The following is a 17,996-nucleotide window of genomic DNA, read 5'->3' as shown; positions in this document are numbered from 1 at the left end:
GGCGATCAGGCGACTTGCCTGGTGCCCGCGCGGGCGGGCTCGTCGAGCAAATTGTCGAGAATGGCTTCGGCGCCGAACCGGAAGGGATCGGAGCAGGGCAGGCCGAGCTCGTCTGCGGTCTGAGCACAAAGCGCGCGCGCTTTTTCCTCGTGCATGGCCGAGGTGTTGAGCGCGATGCCCACCGCCCGCACCTTGGAATTGGTTAGCCGTGCGACTTGGAGATTGGCCTCCAGACACTCGGCGAGCCCGGGCAGGCTGAAATGCGGCAGGCCGCGCATATGCTTGCGCACCGGGTCGTGGCACATCACGATCGCGTCCGGCTGAGCACCATGTAGCAGGCCGGTGGAAACGCCCGCGAAAGACGGGTGGAACAAGGATCCCTGGCCTTCGATTAAATCCCAGCCGCCGTCGCTGCGCGCGGGCGACAGTTGCTCGATCGCGCCCGAAATGAAATCGGCGATCACCGCGTCGAGCGGAACGCCACTCCCCGCCACGAGGATGCCGGTTTGGCCGGTGGCGCGGAAATCCGCCCTGACGCCGCGCTCGACTAGTCCCTGCGTCAGGCACAAGGTTGTGTACATCTTGCCGACCGAACAATCGGTGCCGACGGTCAGCAGGCGATTGCCGGCGCGGGGCAGGCCGTTGCCGACGGGAATGCCGGGTTGCGGATCGCGCACGTCGTGGAGTGCGCGGCCGAGCAGGCTCGCCGCCTCGACCAGCCGCGGCTCGTCCTTCAGCCGCTGATGGAGCCCGGATGCGATGTCGAGCCCTGCTTCCATCGCGGCGATCGCGTCGGCGACCATGTCCTCGCCCAGCGTGCCGCCGGCATTGGCGACGCCCAGGATCAGCGTCTTGGCGCCGGCCGCGACTGCGGTCGCGAAATCCATTCGCGGCAGGTCGAGCGTGAGCCGGCAATCATCGTGGCGGAATTCGCCGACGCACACTTCCGGCCGGAACACGGCCAGCCCGCGCGACGTCTTGATGCCGGCATGGTCGTTCGAGTGACCGAGATAGAGGAGGTAAGGCGTGGCGATCATGTCGGTTCGGCTGCAAATTTTCAGGGAGGACAGACTGTATCGCCGGGCCCGGACCAGCCCCAATATTTAACGCCACGGCCCCTATAGCGTGGGGCTATAGCTTATCGATCACGTCCGCCAGCAGGTCGAGGAATTCGGAAGCGGTGTGGGTCGGCGGGCGGTCCTGCATATAGACCGCGTTGATGTCGAAGGTGATCGCCGGCTGGAGTGGGCGCGACGCCAGCCCGGTCGCTACCGATGCCTGAGCGGTGAAATTGTCGACGATCGCCATGCCGACGCCGGCGCGGACCAACGCGGCCGCGACATAGTAAGTGCGCGCCGACACCACTTCGTCGAGCACCACGCCCAATTGGTTGAGTTCGCTCGATAACATGCGTCCGATCGGCCCCGATTGGACAGGGCTGATGAACTTGTGCTCGCGCAAATCGGTAAGATGAATGCGTGACGGTGCGTCGGGGAAATCCTGTTCGCGATAGAGCACGACCAATTCACCTTCGCCGATCACCTGATGCCCGACCGGTGCGGCCGGCGGTACCTCGTAGCTGATCGCGATATCGGTCTCGCGCTCGTACAATTTGCGCACCATCTCATCGTGATGCAGCGTCTGCAGGTCGAACAATATGTCCTCATGCCCGCGCAGGAACTCGGCGACAGCGTCCGGAATGGCGCCCAATCCGAGCGAGGGGAGCGCCGAAATCCGCAACAGGCTGCCCCGGCCCAGCCGCATATTGTGGCACGCCTGGCGCAGCGACCGCACGCGGTCCTGGATTTCCGACACTTCGCCGAACAGCGCGCGCGCATCCTGGGTCGGGATCAGGCGCCCGCGCGCGCGCTCGAACAGTGGCAAGCCGATCGAATCCTCGGCATGGCGCAGCACCTTGGTGACCGACGGTTGCGAGACGTTGAGCGATCGCGCCGCGGCGCTGACGGTGCCGTGCAGATAAACGGCGTGGAACACTTCGAGCTGGCGCAGATTCATGTCTTGGCCCTCTTGATACCCGCACCGAAACGCCCGGTCATCGAACGCCCCTCTGATTGCCGTCTCTGCGTCGGTGGCGCATGCTAGCGAGCTGGGAATGGAGCGGTTCCCGGTACCTATTCCCTAAAGCTATGGATTGCAAAGTCCGCTCGGAAGTCCGGTCCCCGAAAAGGGGAGGGCGCCGCGCGGCTTTCGGCCACGCGACGCCCCAGGGGGAGGGACTCTGGATCAGCGCAGCTTGATGCGAACGCCGACGCGGAAGGTACGTCCGAGCATGTCGGAATAGGTGGTATTGGCGGCCAGACCGGTTTCCGGAACCAGCAGCGGCCAGCGGTTGAAGAGGTTGGTCACATTGACGAAGAACTCGGCATCGGACGTGTTGTTGATCTTGACCCGCTGCGTCAGGTTGAGATCGACATAGAACAGCCCCGACACGTGGTTGTTGTCGTAAGTGGGGTAGTTGGTGGTCGATACCGGGCACGCCGACGCGCATTCGATGCCGTTCGAGGCATATTTGCCCGAGCTCACACCACGTGCCACTGCGGTAATCGACGTGGTTGGGAAGTCGAGCGTGCCGCTAAAGTGGAAGATCCAGCTTGGCGTGCTGCCCTGGCCGCCATTGACACCTGCTGTGTTGACGGCAACCGATCCCTGAATGCCGGTGTACAGCAAATTGTCGAGATAATTGGTTGCCGTACCGCGCAGCGTGAAAGAAGAAGCATTACCCAACGGCACGCGATATGCCGCCTCGAAATCGATGCCGCGAACGAGCTGTCGTGAAAAGTTGAATGGCTGGCTACGGAACAGCAGCTTCGAGGCATTCGTCGGATCGACGGTATAGCCCGCACAGAAGTCCTGGTTGCCAAGATAGCACAGGTTGATGATGTCCTGCGCGCCGAACGAGCCGATCGCGTCCTTGATCTCGATCCGGAAGTAATCGATCGAGGCGTTGAATCCGGGGAGGAAACGTGGCGTCAGGACCGCGCCGACATTCCACGAGTTCGACTTTTCGGGTTTCAGGTTCGGGTTGCCGATGACCGTTGCCGAATAGGAATAGCTCGCCGGCAGATTGTGGTTGTCCTTGTAGAAAGGATTGCTGACCGAATCGCTGTTGGAACCACCGGCCTGGTAAAGGTCGCTCAGGTTAGGCGCCCGGATGTCGCGCGACCGCGTCACACGGAAACGGATGTCCTTGATCGGCTGCCAGGTCAGGCCGCCCTTCCATGTGGTGACATATCCGGAGGTGGAATAATCGGTCGCCCGCACCGCGCCGTTGAACTCGAGCCCCAGCCCGAGCGGCACGACGGTTTCGAGATAGGCTTCCTTCACGTTGTACCTGCCGTTGGTCGGCAGATAATTGCCGACGGACCAGCGGTTCGTTGTGGAGATGGCATGCCCGTTGGCGTCAAGGTTGATGATCGGCTGGAATTGTGCCGGCACGGATCCCTTGATGCTTTCTTCGCGCCATTCGGCACCGACCGACACGCTGACGTCACCCGCCCAGGTAGCGAACGGCGTCAGCGCCAGATTTGCGCCGGCGACCTTCTGCTCGGCGATCTCGCTGCGCTCGGGGTTGCCGAGCACATAAGCGAAGGCGGCCGGGTTGGCGACGCCGATGCCCAGGCGATTGAGCGGAATGCAGCCGTTGGTCGGGCTGGTCAGCGACGAGCGGCACACGATCGTCCCCGCCGCCACGCCGAGTGCGTTGCCGGCCGGTGCGAACACCGCGTCGGTCGCATTCAGCATGTTCTGCGTATTCATGATGTTCGTCAGTTGCTCGCGCATATCGGTGCGGCCATATTGGGCATAGATATCCCAATGGGCCGCCTTGCCGAATGCCTGGAACTTGCCGTCGGCACCGACGACGTAGCGCTGAACCTTCCGCTCGTTGTTCACGCCGCGATAGGGCAGGTCGACTGCGGTAGTGGCGACGGTCACGCCAGTGATGCCGGCAAGTTGCGCCGCGCCCAATTCCTGGATCAGGAAAGCGTTGTCCGTCTTGTATGCGATGCCCGTCGAAAGGTTCGGCCCCGCGTTGAACACCGACTTCCCGCGATTGTACGACCCTTCGAAATACACTTCGACATTGTCGGTGATATCGTAGCTCAGCCGGCCGAACACGCCGTAGCGGTTCTCCTCTGGCATCAGGCCGATCCGGCGGCCCGAATCGTTGACCAGCCAATCGCCGCCCTGAGTCACCTGGGGACCTGCGGAGCCCGAGATCGCGGGATAGGTCAGCGCGCCGAACTGATAGTGATTAACCGAGCCACCCTGGCCGAAATAGATGCCGCGCAGGCTATTGGCGGTGGTTCCCGTCGATGCCGTGATCAGACCGCCCGGCGTCGAGTTCGCCGCGCCAACCTGGCGCAGCGTCGTCAGATATTGCGGTGCGGTGGCATCGCCGGCGGTCCATGCTGGATTGGTGAAGCGGACATAGCCGGTGGCGTTCCAGGCACGATCGACGCTGAAGATGCCGTCTTGGTGCGCGAGTTCGCCATTCAGCACGACATGCCCGCGGCCGCCCGCGAACGACGTGCCGCCCGTGATGGCGAACCTATAATTGCTGCCATCGCCATAGGTCGTGACGCCGGTGTCGGCCGACACCTTCAGCCCCTCATATTTCTTGTCGAGGATGAAGTTGACCACGCCGGCGACCGCGTCGGACCCATAAGCGGCCGATGCGCCCCCGGTGACGATCTCGACGCTCTTCACCAATCCTTGCGGGATGGTGTTGATGTCCACGATGTCGTTGACGGTCGAGCCGACCGAGCGGCGGCCGTCGATCAGGACGAGGGTGCGCGTACCGGTCGACGAGTTGTCGAGGTTGCGCAGGTTGAGCTGGTTGATGCCCGCTTGGCCGTTGGACAGGTTGAGGCGAGAGTTGGCCGGCCTGGTCGAGCCGGCGAGCGCGGGGAGCGTGTTGACGAAGTCGGCCAGGTTGTTGGTCGGCGACTGCGTTTCGATCTCCTTCTGCGTCAGTACCGTCAGCGGCTGCGGCGATTGGAATCCGCTGCGCACGATGCGCGAACCGGTGACCACGATGTCCGAATCGTCGATCGGCGCCGCGGCCGGCACGTTTTGCGGCGTCGCCTGGGCGTCCTGTGCCGTGGCCGCTTGCGCAAAAGCCGGCGCGCTATGGACGACGGCCAGCGCCGTCATGGCGATGCCCGCCGCGTAACGGCGGTCGATCCGCGGATTAATACGCCCGAAAATAGACATTCAAACAACCCCTTTGGCTTGCGATCGGGCCGATGTGGAGGAACTCCTCCGACGTGCGTGGCGCGTCGAGACCCGATGTCGTAGCTTGGACCATGGCTGTCGATCAGCTCATGTGTCCCACCTGCATTGGTCGGCGGGATGTACCGGAAGGGCCGATCGGCTTGTCCTCCTGTCATCCCTGCCTTTTTGGAAGAGTGACTGCCCGCTGTGTTGCGGAAACATGTCACTTCCGAGACGGGAGGTTACAGGGCGCCTAAAGGGGGTCAATAGAAGCGGGGTTACTATGATTTTGCTTGGGTATAGCCTGAGGGAATAGGGTTCGCCGGCGCGGCTCGGAGTCGCATTGGCAGGGGCGTCGATAACTCATGGCTATAGGCGATGCCCGGCTCGGTATGCACTTTTGCCCAACCGGCTGCGATAGGGTCTCGATTCATGGTGATGGCGATTGGGTGATGACGATTGGGGCCCTTGATGATTCAGCGTCGCGCGTTCCTGTTGACCTCGGTCGCGATGCTCGCGCTGCCCGGTGCGGGCATTGCGCCCGAGGTGAGTAAGACCGGGCCTGGACGCGGGCGTAGTATCCGCCTGGCCGGCGCCCGCGCGCCGATCGAGATCATCGAGGACGCGATGGGCGTCCCGCACATCCGCGCCAAGTCCAAGCATGACGCGTTCTTCGGCCAGGGGTATGTCGTCGCGCGCGACCGGATGTTCCAGATCGATTGGGATTATCGCCGTGAGCTCGGGCGCATGGCGGAAGTGTTCGGCTCGCGTTTCGTGACTGCCGATAGCGCGGCGCGGCTGTTCCTCTATCGCGGCGATATAGACGCCGAACTCAGGTCGTTGCCGCCCGAGGTGCTCGACTGCGCGCGCGGCTATGTCGCGGGGATCAACGCGCGGATCGACGAACTCGAGACTGATCCCAGTCAGCTACCGCTCGAATATGGAATATTGGGCATCACGCCGCTGCGCTGGGACGTGCGCGACCTGGTCCGCATGCGCGGCGGCGGGATGGGCGATGCCGATGACGAAGTGCGCCACGCGCAGCTTCAGGCGCGCGGCCTGCTCGAATACGATCGATTCATGGATCCGCTGCGCCCGGCTTGGCAATTCACCGTCCCCGACGGGCTCGATTGCGCGGCGGTCAGCGAGGCCGATCTGGGCATCCTGCTCGATGGATCGACGCCGCTGCCGTTCGGCCAGAAGATCGCCGCCTATGACCGTGAGCTCGATCGCATCGACCGTATCGCGCAAGGCAGCAACGCCTGGACCGTCGCCGGCAGCCGCACCGCGACCGGGCGCCCGATCCTGGCCAACGATCCGCATCTCGGGATTGGCGGGCTTAGTCCCCGGCACATCGCGCACCTGACCGCACCTGGCCTGGATGTGATGGGCGGTGGCGATCCCGGTCTGCCGGGCATCATGCAGGGTCATACCGACCGCTTCGCCTTCGGGCGAACCAATTTCCATATCGACCAGACCGACTTGTTCATCCTGAAGACGCGCGAGGACGATCCCGAGCAATATTGGCACAAGGGCAAGTGGAAGCGCTTCGAGACGGTCGAGGAAGAGATCGCGATCAAGGACGCGCCGGCCGCGCGTGTGACCTTGCGCTATTCGCAAGGCCGGCCGGTCATCTCGCAGGACCCGGCACACCACCGCGCGGTGGTCCAGGCCAGCGTGGCGCTGTTGCCGGGCGCGAACATGCGGTTCGCGATCATCGCGATCAACCTGGCGCATGACTGGGCATCGTTGCGTCAGGCGCTCAAGATTCATGTCTCGCCGACCAACCATCACTACGCCGACATTCACGGCAATACCGGATGGCATGCCAGTGGGTTCACGCCCAAGCGGCCCAAGCACGATGGCTTGTTCCCCGCGCCTGGGGACGGCAGCTACGACTGGACCGGCATTCTCACGGTCGAGGAAATGCCCAACAGCTATAACCCAAAAGCGGGCTGGTTTGCCTCGGCCAACCAGATGAACTTGCCCTCCGATTATCCGTATCGCGAGCGCAAGATCAGCTTCAGCTGGAGCGATTCCTATCGCTACGATCGCATCGCCGAGGTGCTGAGCAGCCAGTCCAAGCACCGCGTCGAGGATAGCGTCGCGCTCCAGCACGACGTGCAATCGCTGTCGGCGCGCGCGCTGGTGAAGCTGCTGCCCGCCAGTCTTTCGCCTCAAGCGGCGCCGGCGGCGGCGCTGTTGCGGCAATGGAATTACGGGATCGCGGCAGATAGCGCGGCGGCGTTGCTGTATGAACAGGTCATGCCCGAACTGTCCTCGGCGTTCCGCGACCTCGTCATTCCGAAGGCCGCGCGCGACCTCCTCAAGACGATGAACCTGTCGGAGATGCTGCGGCTGCTCGCCAAGCCCGACCATTATCTCGGCGACGATCCCGTCGCGGCACGCGACGCTTTGCTCGACAAGGCGCTGGCGGCGGGATGGGCCAAAACGGTCGAGCTCGCCGGCGTCGATCCTGCGAAATGGCGCTGGGGCGACCTGCACCAAGTATCGATCGCGCATCCGCTATTGGCCTCGCCGGCGATCGCCGCGGCATTCCCCAAAATCGATGGCGGGCGGTCGGGCGGCGACAGCTACACCGTTATGGCGCGCGGCGTGAACCTGGGGCGCAAGAGCTTCAACGTGATGCACGGAGCGAGCTATCTGCTCGTGGCGGACGTCGGCGCCTGGGACAATAGCCGGGTGCTGCTACTCCCGGGCCAATCCGGCGACCCGCGTTCGCCGCATTATCGCGACTGGTATCAGGATTGGCTGACCGCCAACACGCAGCCCTTGTGGTTCAGTAAGGCGGCGGTCGACGCGCATGCGGTGACGTGGACGACGATCGCGCCAAAGGCGTAAAAAATCCTCCCCGGAACGGGGAGGAATTAGGTCAATCCCTCACTTCCCCGCCTTCAGCATCCGCGCGAAGAATGCTTCGGTCGCGCGATAGCTCGCCAGCCAGTCGCCATAGCGGAAGAATTCGTGCCGCTCGTTGGGCAGACTCAATTCCTCGAACGGCACGCCGCGCGCGGTCAGTTCGCGGGCCAGCAACAGCGACTGGTCATGGTCGACATTCTTATCGTCGTCGCCATGGACGATGAGCACCGGCGACTTCCAGCGGTCGATCGACCCCATCGGCGAAGACTGCCATTGCAGCGCGCGAGCCTTGATCTCGGCATCGGGCGACAGCGACGCATCGCCAAGCCGAACCAAGGTGTGAACTCCGTGGAAATCGGCGCCTGCGGCGAACAGATCGCTGTTGCGGGCGAGCGCCAGCGCCGTGAGGTATCCGCCCCAGCTTCCGCCCCAAATGCCGATCCTTTTAGGATCGACGTCCGGTTGCTTCGCCAGCCAGCGCCCACCGGCCAGGACGTCGCGATATTCGGACGCACCGTCGCGCCCGGTCCCGGGCGCTTCGCGAAACGCGCGGCCATAATTGGTGCCGCTGCGATAATTGACCGACAACACCGTGTATCCCAGCACCGCGAATTGCTGATTGCGGACGTAAGCGTTCGAATAATAATGCATCGGGTTGAACGCCGGCAGCATCTGGCGGCGCGGTCCGCCATGGACGAAGATCAGGGCAGGGTGGGGACCCGGACCCTTGCCGCGGAACAACTGGCCGTGGACCGGCATGCCATCGGTGGCGGTGAAGACGATCGTCTCGGGCTTGGAATAGGAGGGCGCGATCGCCACCGGCCCCAGCGGCTTCATGCCGTCGACGAGCACCATATGCGCCGGACGTTGGGCGTCGGTCGCGGTCGCCGCGAGCCGATCACCACCGAACACCGGGCGAAAGACGAAGAAGTCATTCTGGGTCAGCCGCGCCGGCTTGCCGCCCTCAATCGCAGTGCGCCAGAGCTGGCGCGTATCGAGATTGCCGGCATTGGCGGCGTAGACGATTGCCTTGCCGTCAGGCGTCGGGGTGAAAGTCTCGACTTCGTTGGCGTCCGGCGTCAGGTCGCGCGGCGTGCCGCCGGTCGCGGCCGGCAGCGCGTAGATGTGCATCCAGCCGGTCCGCTCCCACGGGAACAGCAAATGGCCGGATGCGGTCCAGAACAAATTGCGCCCGCGCGTCCCTGCGAACTGCCCACCTTCGCCACTGGGCGCCGACCAGAGCGAGCGCGTGACGCCGCTTGCCAAGTCGGTCACGCGCACGGACCAAAAGGAGGCGCTACTGTCTGGCACGTCCGCAGGCGGATCGCGAAACTGCAAGAACGCCACTTGTCGGGCGTCGGGCGAGAAGATCGGATCGCTCGATTGGCCCAGAGTCGGCCCGATATAGCGGAGCGAGCGCTGCTCGACATCGAGCAGGCCGACAAAGCTATGGCCCTTGCGCTGCTCGATGAACAGCAATTGCCTGCCGTCCGGCGACCATTGCAAATCCTCCACCGAGCCCGTGACGGTGGCGAGCCGATGCGCCGCGGCATCACCGCTCCACAGCCAGATCTCACCCTTGCGGGTGTAAGCGACGCGCATGCCGTCCGGGCTGAACGCCGCGCCATGGCCCAGCCCGATCTTGACCGGCGCCTGCGCCCCCGCGACGTCGGCGACGAACAGCGCTTGTTCAGGCGTTTCGAGCGTGATCCCCGTGTTGGGGACGTTTGCTTCGGGAAATTCGGCATCGCCGCCGCGCACGAACAGCAGACGGCGCCCATTCTGGCTCAGCTGCGGCTCGGAGAGCTCGATGCCTTCGTCGCCGGCAAAAGCGGTGCGCGGATGGGCGGGAATATCGGGTCCGCCAATCCAGACGTTGCGTGCGCCCGCCACATCTTCGATCCAGGCGAAGACCGGCGCCTGGCGTGCGCCATTGAGATCGCTGGCGAACGGCAGCGCGAGATTGGAGGCCAATGCGTCGACGGGCTTGCCATCGCGCGTAGTTTGTCCGCCAAGCGCCGGCGCGGCGGCGACGGAAAGTGCGAGCAATGCGGAGGCCAGCCAGGCGGGATGCAGCTTCATGGATACAGGCTAGGATCAGAAAAAAGCGTCGGGCAAGCACTGGATTCGCTGCTTATGCCGGGCGGTTATGGCTTTCCTTCGTTGAGATATAGGCGGCCTAGCGCGGACGGACCAAGGCCTGGTGCAACAGTGACAGGCCATGCTCGATCTCTGGCAGGCCGACCACGCCATAGCCGAGTACAATGCCCCGCCGCTTGGGCGAGCCGAAATGGTAGCGATCGAGCGTGTGGATCTTGACGTTGCTCGCAAGCAGGCCGGCGGTCACCGCTTCGAGATCGACGCCATCTCGGGCCAGCCCCGCGATGTGCATGCCGTAAGGTGGCGGGACCGGATCGAACCACTCACCCAGATGCGCCGTCATGAGCGACATGATCAGCCGCCGCCGCTGGTCGTATATCCCGCGCATCTTGCGCACGTGACGCGTCAAATGCCCTTCGCCAATGAACCCGGCGACTCCCATCTGGGTCGGGATCGGGCAGTGCCAGTCGAGGCAGTTTTTCGCCGCGATCAACGTCCGCATTGCCCAGGGCGGCGCGACGATGAATCCCAGCCGCAGCGAGGGCAGCATGCATTTGGAGAAGGTGCCGACATAGAAGACGAGATCGGCGGCATCGGCGGTCCTCAGCGCTTCGACTGGACTGCCTTCGTAGCGGAATTCTCCGTCATAATCGTCCTCGACGATCACCGCGCCATTGGCGCGGGCGAATGCCACCAATGCCGCGCGGCGCCGCGGCGACATGGTGACGCCGATCGGGAATTGATGCGACGGACAGACGCAGATGATGTTCGTGTTCGCCGGCAGCTGATCGACGATCAGCCCCCCGTCATCCACTTCGATCGGCACGATCGTCGCGCCTGCCGCGGCAAAGGCGACGCGCATCGGTGGATAGCCGGGATCCTCGATCGCGACGACGGTCTTGCCCGGCGTGACGAGAGTCCGCGCGAGGATGTCGAACGCCTGTTGCGCGCCCGATGTGACGAGCGCGTCCTGCGGGCGGCACGGCACCGCGCGGGTCAGCGCGATGTGGCGGACGATCGCCTCGCGAAGGCGGAAATTGCCTTGATTGCCCTGCGCGCTCTTAAAGCTAGGCGGCTGGTTTTCGAGGCTACGTAACTGCTTGACGCTGATTTGCCGAAATACGTCCATCGGGAAGAGCCGCGTGTCGATCATCGCGGGACGAAAATCGATCGCGGTGCCCTTGTCGGGGCGGTTTCCGGCGATCGGTTCATCGCGCCAGAAACCGATCGCCGCGCGCGTTTCCTCGCTCAACCAGAAGCCGTTCAACCTCGGATCGTCGGTCGGGGCGTCCTGGTCGGCATCGAACGGCGGCGCCATCGGCAAGGCGTCGACGACATAGGTGCCCGAGCCGCGCCGGCTGACCGCATAGCCGTCGTTGATCAGCCGCTCGTAGATGTCGGTCGCGGTATTGCGCGACACGCCGAAAAACGCGCTCGATTGCCGGGTGCCGGGCAGCCGCGCGCCGAGCGCGAGCCGGCCCTCCACGATCGCGGCCTTCAATTGCTCATAGATGCTGCGCGCGGAATTGCGCGTGCCGTCGCCGCCACGCTCCAGCCGCAACTCGAACAATGGATTCATTGCAGCCTTTTGCCGGACCCGGCCAAGTGGACCAACCGATTTTGTCCCGACTGGCCCTCAATTCCCGCTCGTCGCCAGCATAGGTGCGGGGCGGGATACATCAAGGCAATCGGAGGCTATCGGCATGTTGGCGCAAACCGTTCGGCGAATTGGACTGGCGGCCGGGTTTTCGATGTTGCTCGCGACCGCTCCGGCAGTCGATGCGTGCGTAAACGGGCCGATGCCGACCTATATTGCCGCCGCGATCGCCGACTCCGCGCGCCCGGCGGCGGATGTCGAGCGCGACGCCAACCGAAAGCCCGGCGAGGTGCTCGCCTTTGCCGGCGTCAAGCCGGGCGATCGGGTCGCGGATTACGCCGCGGGCAACCGCTATTTCACGCGGCTGTTTTCCGGGATCGTCGGCGCACAGGGACATGTCTATGCGAGCGTCCCGGCGAGCCTGTTTCAATATGAGAACATCGTCAAAGGGATCGCCGATATCCAGGCCTATATCGTCAAGCACCCCAATGTCTCGGTGACGGCTGGATCGGCGATCGACGTCGCGCGCTTTCCAGAAAAGCTCGATCTGTTCTGGATTTCGCAAAACTATCACGATCTGCACGACCCGTTCATGGGGCCGGTCGACATGAAGGCGTTCAATCGCGCGGTCTATGCCGCGCTCAAGCCGGGCGGTGTCTATATCGTGCTCGATCATGTCGCCGCGAAGGGATCGCCGGCGGACGTCACCGATACGCTGCATCGCATCGAACCGTCGACGGTTCGGCGCGAGGTCGAAGCAGCGGGATTCGAGTTCGTTGGGGGCAGCGACCTTCTCGCCAATCCAGCCGATCCGCATACCGCGGGTCCGTTCAACGCCGCTATTCGCGGGCATACCGATCAGTTCATTTTCAAGTTCAGACGGCCGCTGCGTTGAGATACTCCGTTGATTGCCGGGCGGATTCTCTGCTGTCGGCGGCGCGGCTCAGGAAGGAATGGTCCATGTCGAGATTGGGATTGGGCTTCGCGGCCTGTCTGTGCCTCACCATGCCGGCATACGGATCGAGCGACGATCCGGTCCGGGCAGGCACGCTACCGCCGGCAGTGACCGCGACGGCGCTGGCCGCCGGCGAGCACGATTTCGACTTCGAGATCGGCGAGTGGAAGACGCATTTATCTCGCCGTCTTCATCCGCTGACGGGATCGCAGACCTGGGTCGACTATGACGGTACGACGATCGTCAGACCCGTCTGGAATGGCGCCGCGAACCTGGTCGAACTCGTCGTCGACGGACCGGCCGGCCATTTCGAGGGGTTGTCGCTGCGTCTCTACAATCCGCAGACCCGGCAATGGGGGTTGAATTTCGCCAACCGCAGCGACGGCCAGATGGTCGCGCCCACCGTCGGCGGCTTCCGCGATGGTCGTGGCGAATTCTATCAGCAGGATACGCTGGGCGGCCGCGCGATTTTCGTGCGCTTCGTTATCATCAAGCGGTCGAAGGACGCGATCCATTTCGAACAGGCCCTCTCCGCCGACGGCGGCAAGACCTGGGAAGTGAACTGGATCGCCGACGATACGCGGACGACATCCTAGCCTTTTTCTGACCGCCGAACCGGGCCATCCAAATATCATAGCGTATGTCGGGATGGTGCCGGATGCAGGAATCGAACCCGCGACCTTCGGTTTACAAAACCGCTGCTCTACCAGCTGAGCTAATCCGGCCCTCGGGGCCTGAGCCCCGGTATTCAACTGGCAGCTCCCATGCGTCAGGTGATGCCGAAGGTCCAGCCCTCTGTTCGCGCGATGTCAGGCGTCAGGCCGGCGGGCGACCATAATTCCGGACGAGGCGCATAGGCGCGCAGCCATGCCGCGGTCAGCAGCGCGTCGGCGCTATGATCGTCGATCGCGCCGCTCCCCGTCACCGGCGCGCTGCCGATTGCCTCCAACGCGATGTTGAGCGCCTCGATCGACGTCATCTTGGTGCGCCCCTTCGCCCGCCCGGCGGCGATCGCGGCCAGGCTGGTATAGATTTCGACGATCAGCGATCCTCGCGCCGGTGCCGGATCGAACGGCCAGATCGGAAGCTTGCCGGCCAGCTGGTGCACCACGCGCATCCCGGTCAGGCTCGATTTCCCGACTTGCGCCGCGCCGACGAGATTGAGGTTGCTGTACGGGTTCAGCCCCTGGAGCCGCTGTTCGACCTCGCTGAGGCGGAGTCGGCCACGGCCACCGCCATACTGATCGCCCTCGCGCCCGCCATGCCGCCGGAAATGGCGCGAGGCGTGCGGGTGATCGACGAAGCTCGACGCGGCGAGGTGCGGATCGTCGGCCGAGATCCGGTCGACCAGCGCCCACAAGGCGCGCGCATCGGCGGGGCTCTCGTCCCACCCGGGGAAGAACGCGCCGCGATCGGCGAACGGCAGCGACAGCCCGAGATCGAGTCCGACCAGCGTCGCATCGGGCATCTCATCGCGCAGCCAATGGAGCACGGCCCTTCGCGACCATCCGCCCGGCCGCGCGATCAGCTCCGGAGCGCCATCGTTACGGGCACAGATCGCCACCGCGATTCCGCGCTGCACCGGACCGACCGCGCCAGACCAGTCGATCGCCGCATAATGGTCGAAATGATCAGGGGCGATCGCCAAAAGCCACTCGTTGCGCCTTGCTTGCGCGATCCCACCAGGCGCGCTTGATCACGGTCCGAACGCGTTCGGGATCGTCCGAACCATAGCGTATCAATACCCCTGGCCAGCCTTCGTAATGCGGCGTCTGCCAGAAGGTGTCGGGATCGGTTTCGAGCAGGATAGCCTTTTCGTCATGCGTGCAACGCACATGGAAGCTGGTCGCGGCTTCGTGGCTGGGCGACACGAACGCCTTCTTGTTCACCTTGGGGCAGGGCGTGCCGTAGAAGCTTTCCATATAGGTCTCGGGCAGCGTCAGCGCGAAGGCGACGATGTCGTCCCAACTATCGAGCGTCCCGGTCATCGGCCCTCCGCCTCAGGCTGTCCCAATAATCCAGCCGCTCCTGGATTCGCTTCTCGAAGCCGCGCTCGGTCGGCGTATAGAAGGTCTGCGGGCTCATTTCCTCGGGCCAGTAATTCGACCCCGAGAAACCCTCCTCCGTGTCGTGGTCATAGGCATAGCCCTTGCCGTAGCCGATATCCTTCATCAGCTTGGTTGGTGCGTTGAGGATGTTCTGTGGCGGCATCAGCGAGCCGGTTTCCTTCGCCGACCGCCACGCCGCGCCCATCGCCTTGTAGGACGCGTTCGATTTGGGTGCGGTCGCGAGATAGAGGCACGCCTGGACCAGCGCGAGTTCGCCTTCGGGCGAACCGAGGAAGTCGTAAGTATCCTTGGCGGCGATGCACTGGACCAGCGCCTGGGGATCGGCGAGACCGATATCCTCGATCGCCATGCGGATTAGCCGGCGCAGCAGGAAAAGCGGTTCCTCGCCCGCGGTGAGCATCCGTGCGAGATAATAAAGCGACGCCTGGGGATCGCTGCCGCGCACCGCTTTGTGCAGCGCCGAGATCAGATTGTAATGCCCCTCGCGATCCTTGTCATAGACGGCGACGCGGCGTTGCAGGAACGCCGACAGCCCGGCGGGGTCGAGCGGTTCGGGCAAGTCGACCGAATAGAGCGTTTCGGCCTGGTTGAGCAGAAAGCGCCCATCGCCATCGGCGCTGGCGATCATCGCCGCGCGGGCTTCGGCTGTGAGGGGTAGGGGACGGCCCATCAATTCGTCGGCACGATCAAGCAATTTGCCCAGCGCGGTGGCGTCGAGCCGGTGGAGGATCAGCACCTGCGCGCGGCTGAGCACGGCGGCGTTGAGTTCAAAGCTGGGATTCTCGGTAGTGGCGCCGACCAACGTGACGGTGCCGTCCTCGACATAAGGCAGGAACCCGTCCTGCTGCGCGCGATTGAAGCGATGGATCTCGTCCACGAACAGCAAGGTACGCTTGCCGATCCGGGCATGCTCGCGCGCTTCGGCGAAGGCTTTCTTGAGATCGGCGACGCCCGAGAACACCGCAGAGATCGCGACGAAGCGCAGACCGACCGAGTCGGCGAGCAACCGCGCGATCGTCGTCTTGCCGGTGCCGGGCGGGCCCCACAGGATCATCGACGACAGCCGACCGGCGGCGACCATCCGCCCGATCGCGCCCTCCGACCCGGTCACTTGCTCCTGGCCGACGACATCCTCCAACCGGCGTGGGCGCAGCCGATCGGCGAGCGGTGCGTTCTCGCTCGGGACATCCTGGGAAGAGGCTTCGGGTTCGAAGCCTGCGAAGAGATCGGCCATAACGGGAACATAGGGCGGGGAGGGCGGGAATCCCAGCGGTTCGATCGTTCTGGGAGAAGCGCGGAGCCGTCGATCAAAAATTATTCTAAGATATATCTTGACGCGGCTATCTAAGATATATCTTGGTGGCATCATGAAACACCCAAGGAATCGGAGATCCATGTTTTCTCATCATCATCACGGCGGCCACGGTTGCCATCCCGGACATCATGCGATGCGCGGCGGCTGGGGCCATCGCGGCTGGCATGGCCGCGGTTTCGGCGGCGGCCGTGAAGGGCGCGGCGAGGGCCGCTCGCGACGCATGTTCGACGGCGGCGAATTTCGCCTTGTCCTCTTGAAGCTGATCGCCGACGAGCCGCGCCACGGCTACGACCTTATCCGGCAGATCGAAGAGCTGACCGGCGGCGCCTATGCGCCGAGCCCGGGCGTGGTCTATCCGACCATCACCCTGCTGGACGATATGGGCCTAATCCAGGAACAGCAGAGCGAGGGCGCCAAGAAGCTGTTCGCGGTCACCGAGGCCGGCACTGCCGAGCTCGAAGCCAATGCCGAGCAGGTCGCTGCGCTGATCGCCCGACTGAGCGCGATCGGCGAGGAGCGGCAGAAAGTCGACGCCACGTCGATCCGCCGCGCGATGGGCAATCTTCGCGAAGTGCTGGTCAACCGGCTCAACTCGGGCGAGGTCGATGACGAGATCTTGCACCAGGTCGTCGCATTGCTCGACGAGGCCGCGCAGAAGATCGAGCGGCTGTAAGGCGTGAGCGGCACTACCCGCTTGCAGATCCTCCGCCGGCGGCTGGGCATCGACCCGGCCGCCGGCCCCTTATCGAAAGAACCCCATGACCGTTTCCGAGACCGCCAAGGTGCCGACCGCGAGCGCCAGCAAATATCTCCAGCAATTGTGCAAGCATTGGCAACACAATCTGACGGTTGAGTTCACCGCCGATCACGGTACCGTGACCTTTCCGAAGGACGCGCGCGGTGCGGACTGGCCCGGCGACGCGCTGGTCACGTTCGATGCGTCGGGCGAGGCGCTCGACGTTCGGATCGACGCCAGCGTTGCTGAGCAGCTCGAAGGATTGAAGGGTGCCGTCGCGCGTCATCTCGATCGCTTCGCCTTTCGCGAGGCGCCGTTGGCATTCGACTGGCAGGTGGCGTGAGGGACTGAAAATTCCTCCCCGTGCCGGGGAGGAATTTTCACCCAGCCAAGACCTTCTCCGCGACTTCCTCCATGCTGCCGACAACAAGCAGGGAGTCGCCGCCGACTATGCCGACCTTGGTCTGGCCGTTCTCGTCGGCGCGCAGATAAGCGATGTTCGCCGCGACCACGAGATAATCGCCGCCGCGCGACTTGAGCAGAATGAATTTCACGAAGAATCTCCCGGGATTTCCGGGCGCCCTAGAAGGTTTTCGAGGCGGCTGGAACAGCCATCGCTTGGTCTAGCTCCCGGCGTACCGTTCCGCGGTCGCCTTGATCAGCGCGATCATGTTGGGAATGCCTTGCGTCCGGTTCGAGCTGAGCTGGTTGCGCAGGTCGAACGGCGCCAGCGCGGCGTCGATATCGGTCGCCAGGATGTCGCCCGGTTGCCGATCCTGCACCGTCAGCAATACCAGCGCGATGATGCCCTTGGTGATCGCAGCGTTTGACTCGGCCAGGAAATGGAGCACGCCGTCGTCGCGAACCGTGGGGTAGACCCACACCGACGCCGAACATCCCCGCACCAGTGTCGCATCGGTCTTGAGCGCGTCGGGCATCGGCTCGAGCGTGCGGCCGAGATCGATCAGCAGGCGATAGCGATCGTCGGCGTCGAGGAATTCATATTCGTCGTGCAGGTCGGAAAGGCTCGGCATGGTCCGCGCTATAGCGCTCCTGCCGTCCAATCCAACCGTCGCCCTTGGGTCCGCACTCAATTACCACGAGGATCG

General features: G+C 64.0%; 15 protein-coding genes and 1 tRNA gene. 5 read left to right on the top strand and 11 right to left on the bottom strand.

The features are described 5' to 3' along the window. Nucleotides 1–5 precede the first annotated feature (5 nt). The 3 genes from dgcN to SAS01S_RS02190 all read right to left on the bottom strand — a co-directional run bounded on the left by dgcN (nt 6) and on the right by SAS01S_RS02190 (nt 5,235). Nucleotides 6–1,037 carry an N-acetyltransferase DgcN gene (dgcN, locus tag SAS01S_RS02200; protein WP_066804121.1) on the bottom strand — a complete coding sequence of 344 codons (1,032 nt, stop codon included), beginning with the start codon at nt 1,035–1,037 and terminating at the stop codon, nt 6–8. Between the two features lie 94 nt (nt 1,038–1,131). Then, nucleotides 1,132–2,016, bottom strand: coding sequence for a LysR family transcriptional regulator (locus SAS01S_RS02195; RefSeq protein WP_066804118.1), 885 nt, complete (start codon nt 2,014–2,016; stop codon nt 1,132–1,134). A gap of 228 nt (nt 2,017–2,244) precedes the next feature. Next, nucleotides 2,245–5,235, bottom strand: a complete 2,991-nt coding sequence (locus SAS01S_RS02190; RefSeq protein WP_066804115.1) for a TonB-dependent receptor plug domain-containing protein — start codon at nt 5,233–5,235, stop codon at nt 2,245–2,247. Between the two features lie 471 nt (nt 5,236–5,706). Here SAS01S_RS02190 and SAS01S_RS02185 point away from each other — a divergent pair, with 471 nt between their 5' ends. Next, nucleotides 5,707–8,097, top strand: a complete 2,391-nt coding sequence (locus SAS01S_RS02185) for a penicillin acylase family protein (RefSeq protein WP_066804112.1) — start codon at nt 5,707–5,709, stop codon at nt 8,095–8,097. Nucleotides 8,098–8,136: 39 nt separating this feature from the next. Here the strand turns inward: SAS01S_RS02185 and SAS01S_RS02180 are convergent, their stop codons facing one another. Both SAS01S_RS02180 and pdxR read right to left on the bottom strand, forming a co-directional pair. Further along, complete coding sequence (locus tag SAS01S_RS02180) at nt 8,137–10,197, bottom strand: S9 family peptidase (protein WP_084238414.1); 2,061 nt, start codon at nt 10,195–10,197, stop codon at nt 8,137–8,139. Nucleotides 10,198–10,294: 97 nt separating this feature from the next. Beyond that, the gene (pdxR, locus tag SAS01S_RS02175) at nt 10,295–11,794 is read right to left on the bottom strand and encodes a MocR-like pyridoxine biosynthesis transcription factor PdxR (protein ID WP_066804109.1); all 1,500 of its coding nucleotides are present in this window, start codon (nt 11,792–11,794) and stop codon (nt 10,295–10,297) included. 124 nt (nt 11,795–11,918) lie between these two features. Between pdxR and SAS01S_RS02170 the strand changes: the two genes are divergently transcribed. Together SAS01S_RS02170 and SAS01S_RS02165 are read left to right on the top strand one after the other, a co-directional pair. After that, nucleotides 11,919–12,707 carry a class I SAM-dependent methyltransferase gene (locus SAS01S_RS02170; protein WP_084238405.1) on the top strand — a complete coding sequence of 263 codons (789 nt, stop codon included), beginning with the start codon at nt 11,919–11,921 and terminating at the stop codon, nt 12,705–12,707. Nucleotides 12,708–12,772: 65 nt separating this feature from the next. Next, nucleotides 12,773–13,363 carry a hypothetical protein gene (locus tag SAS01S_RS02165; RefSeq protein WP_218016231.1) on the top strand — a complete coding sequence of 197 codons (591 nt, stop codon included), beginning with the start codon at nt 12,773–12,775 and terminating at the stop codon, nt 13,361–13,363. 53 nt (nt 13,364–13,416) lie between these two features. On the opposite strand, the gene SAS01S_RS02160 is transcribed toward SAS01S_RS02165, so the two are convergent. From SAS01S_RS02160 to SAS01S_RS02145, 4 genes are all read right to left on the bottom strand, one after another. Next, a tRNA-Thr gene (locus SAS01S_RS02160) sits at nt 13,417–13,492 on the bottom strand. Between the two features lie 44 nt (nt 13,493–13,536). After that, nucleotides 13,537–14,409, bottom strand: coding sequence for a hypothetical protein (locus SAS01S_RS02155; RefSeq protein ID WP_066804316.1), 873 nt, complete (start codon nt 14,407–14,409; stop codon nt 13,537–13,539). Next, the gene (locus SAS01S_RS02150; RefSeq protein ID WP_066804102.1) at nt 14,399–14,755 is read right to left on the bottom strand and encodes an MmcQ/YjbR family DNA-binding protein; all 357 of its coding nucleotides are present in this window, start codon (nt 14,753–14,755) and stop codon (nt 14,399–14,401) included. Before SAS01S_RS02150 ends, SAS01S_RS02155 begins: the two co-directional genes overlap by 11 nt. Then, a complete protein-coding gene (locus SAS01S_RS02145; RefSeq protein ID WP_066804098.1) occupies nt 14,736–16,070 on the bottom strand; it encodes a replication-associated recombination protein A in 1,335 nt (444 codons plus the stop codon). Before SAS01S_RS02145 ends, SAS01S_RS02150 begins: the two co-directional genes overlap by 20 nt. 160 nt (nt 16,071–16,230) lie before the next feature. Here SAS01S_RS02145 and SAS01S_RS02140 point away from each other — a divergent pair, with 160 nt between their 5' ends. Together SAS01S_RS02140 and SAS01S_RS02135 are read left to right on the top strand one after the other, a co-directional pair. After that, nucleotides 16,231–16,824: a PadR family transcriptional regulator gene (locus SAS01S_RS02140; RefSeq protein ID WP_439646826.1), complete on the top strand. Its 594-nt coding sequence runs from the start codon at nt 16,231–16,233 to the stop codon at nt 16,822–16,824. A gap of 85 nt (nt 16,825–16,909) precedes the next feature. Beyond that, nucleotides 16,910–17,230 (top strand): DUF2218 domain-containing protein, encoded by a 321-nt coding sequence (locus tag SAS01S_RS02135; RefSeq protein ID WP_066804092.1) that lies wholly within the window; start codon nt 16,910–16,912, stop codon nt 17,228–17,230. Nucleotides 17,231–17,267: 37 nt separating this feature from the next. Here the strand turns inward: SAS01S_RS02135 and SAS01S_RS22725 are convergent, their stop codons facing one another. Next, complete coding sequence (locus tag SAS01S_RS22725; protein ID WP_169804886.1) at nt 17,268–17,441, bottom strand: hypothetical protein; 174 nt, start codon at nt 17,439–17,441, stop codon at nt 17,268–17,270. Between the two features lie 69 nt (nt 17,442–17,510). Next, nucleotides 17,511–17,921 (bottom strand): SufE family protein, encoded by a 411-nt coding sequence (locus tag SAS01S_RS02130; protein WP_066804089.1) that lies wholly within the window; start codon nt 17,919–17,921, stop codon nt 17,511–17,513. Nucleotides 17,922–17,996: the final 75 nt, after the last annotated feature.

Source organism: Sphingomonas asaccharolytica NBRC 15499, from assembly GCF_001598355.1.
GTDB lineage: Bacteria > Pseudomonadota > Alphaproteobacteria > Sphingomonadales > Sphingomonadaceae > Sphingomonas > Sphingomonas asaccharolytica.
This window is presented reverse-complemented; position numbering and strand designations above follow the sequence as displayed.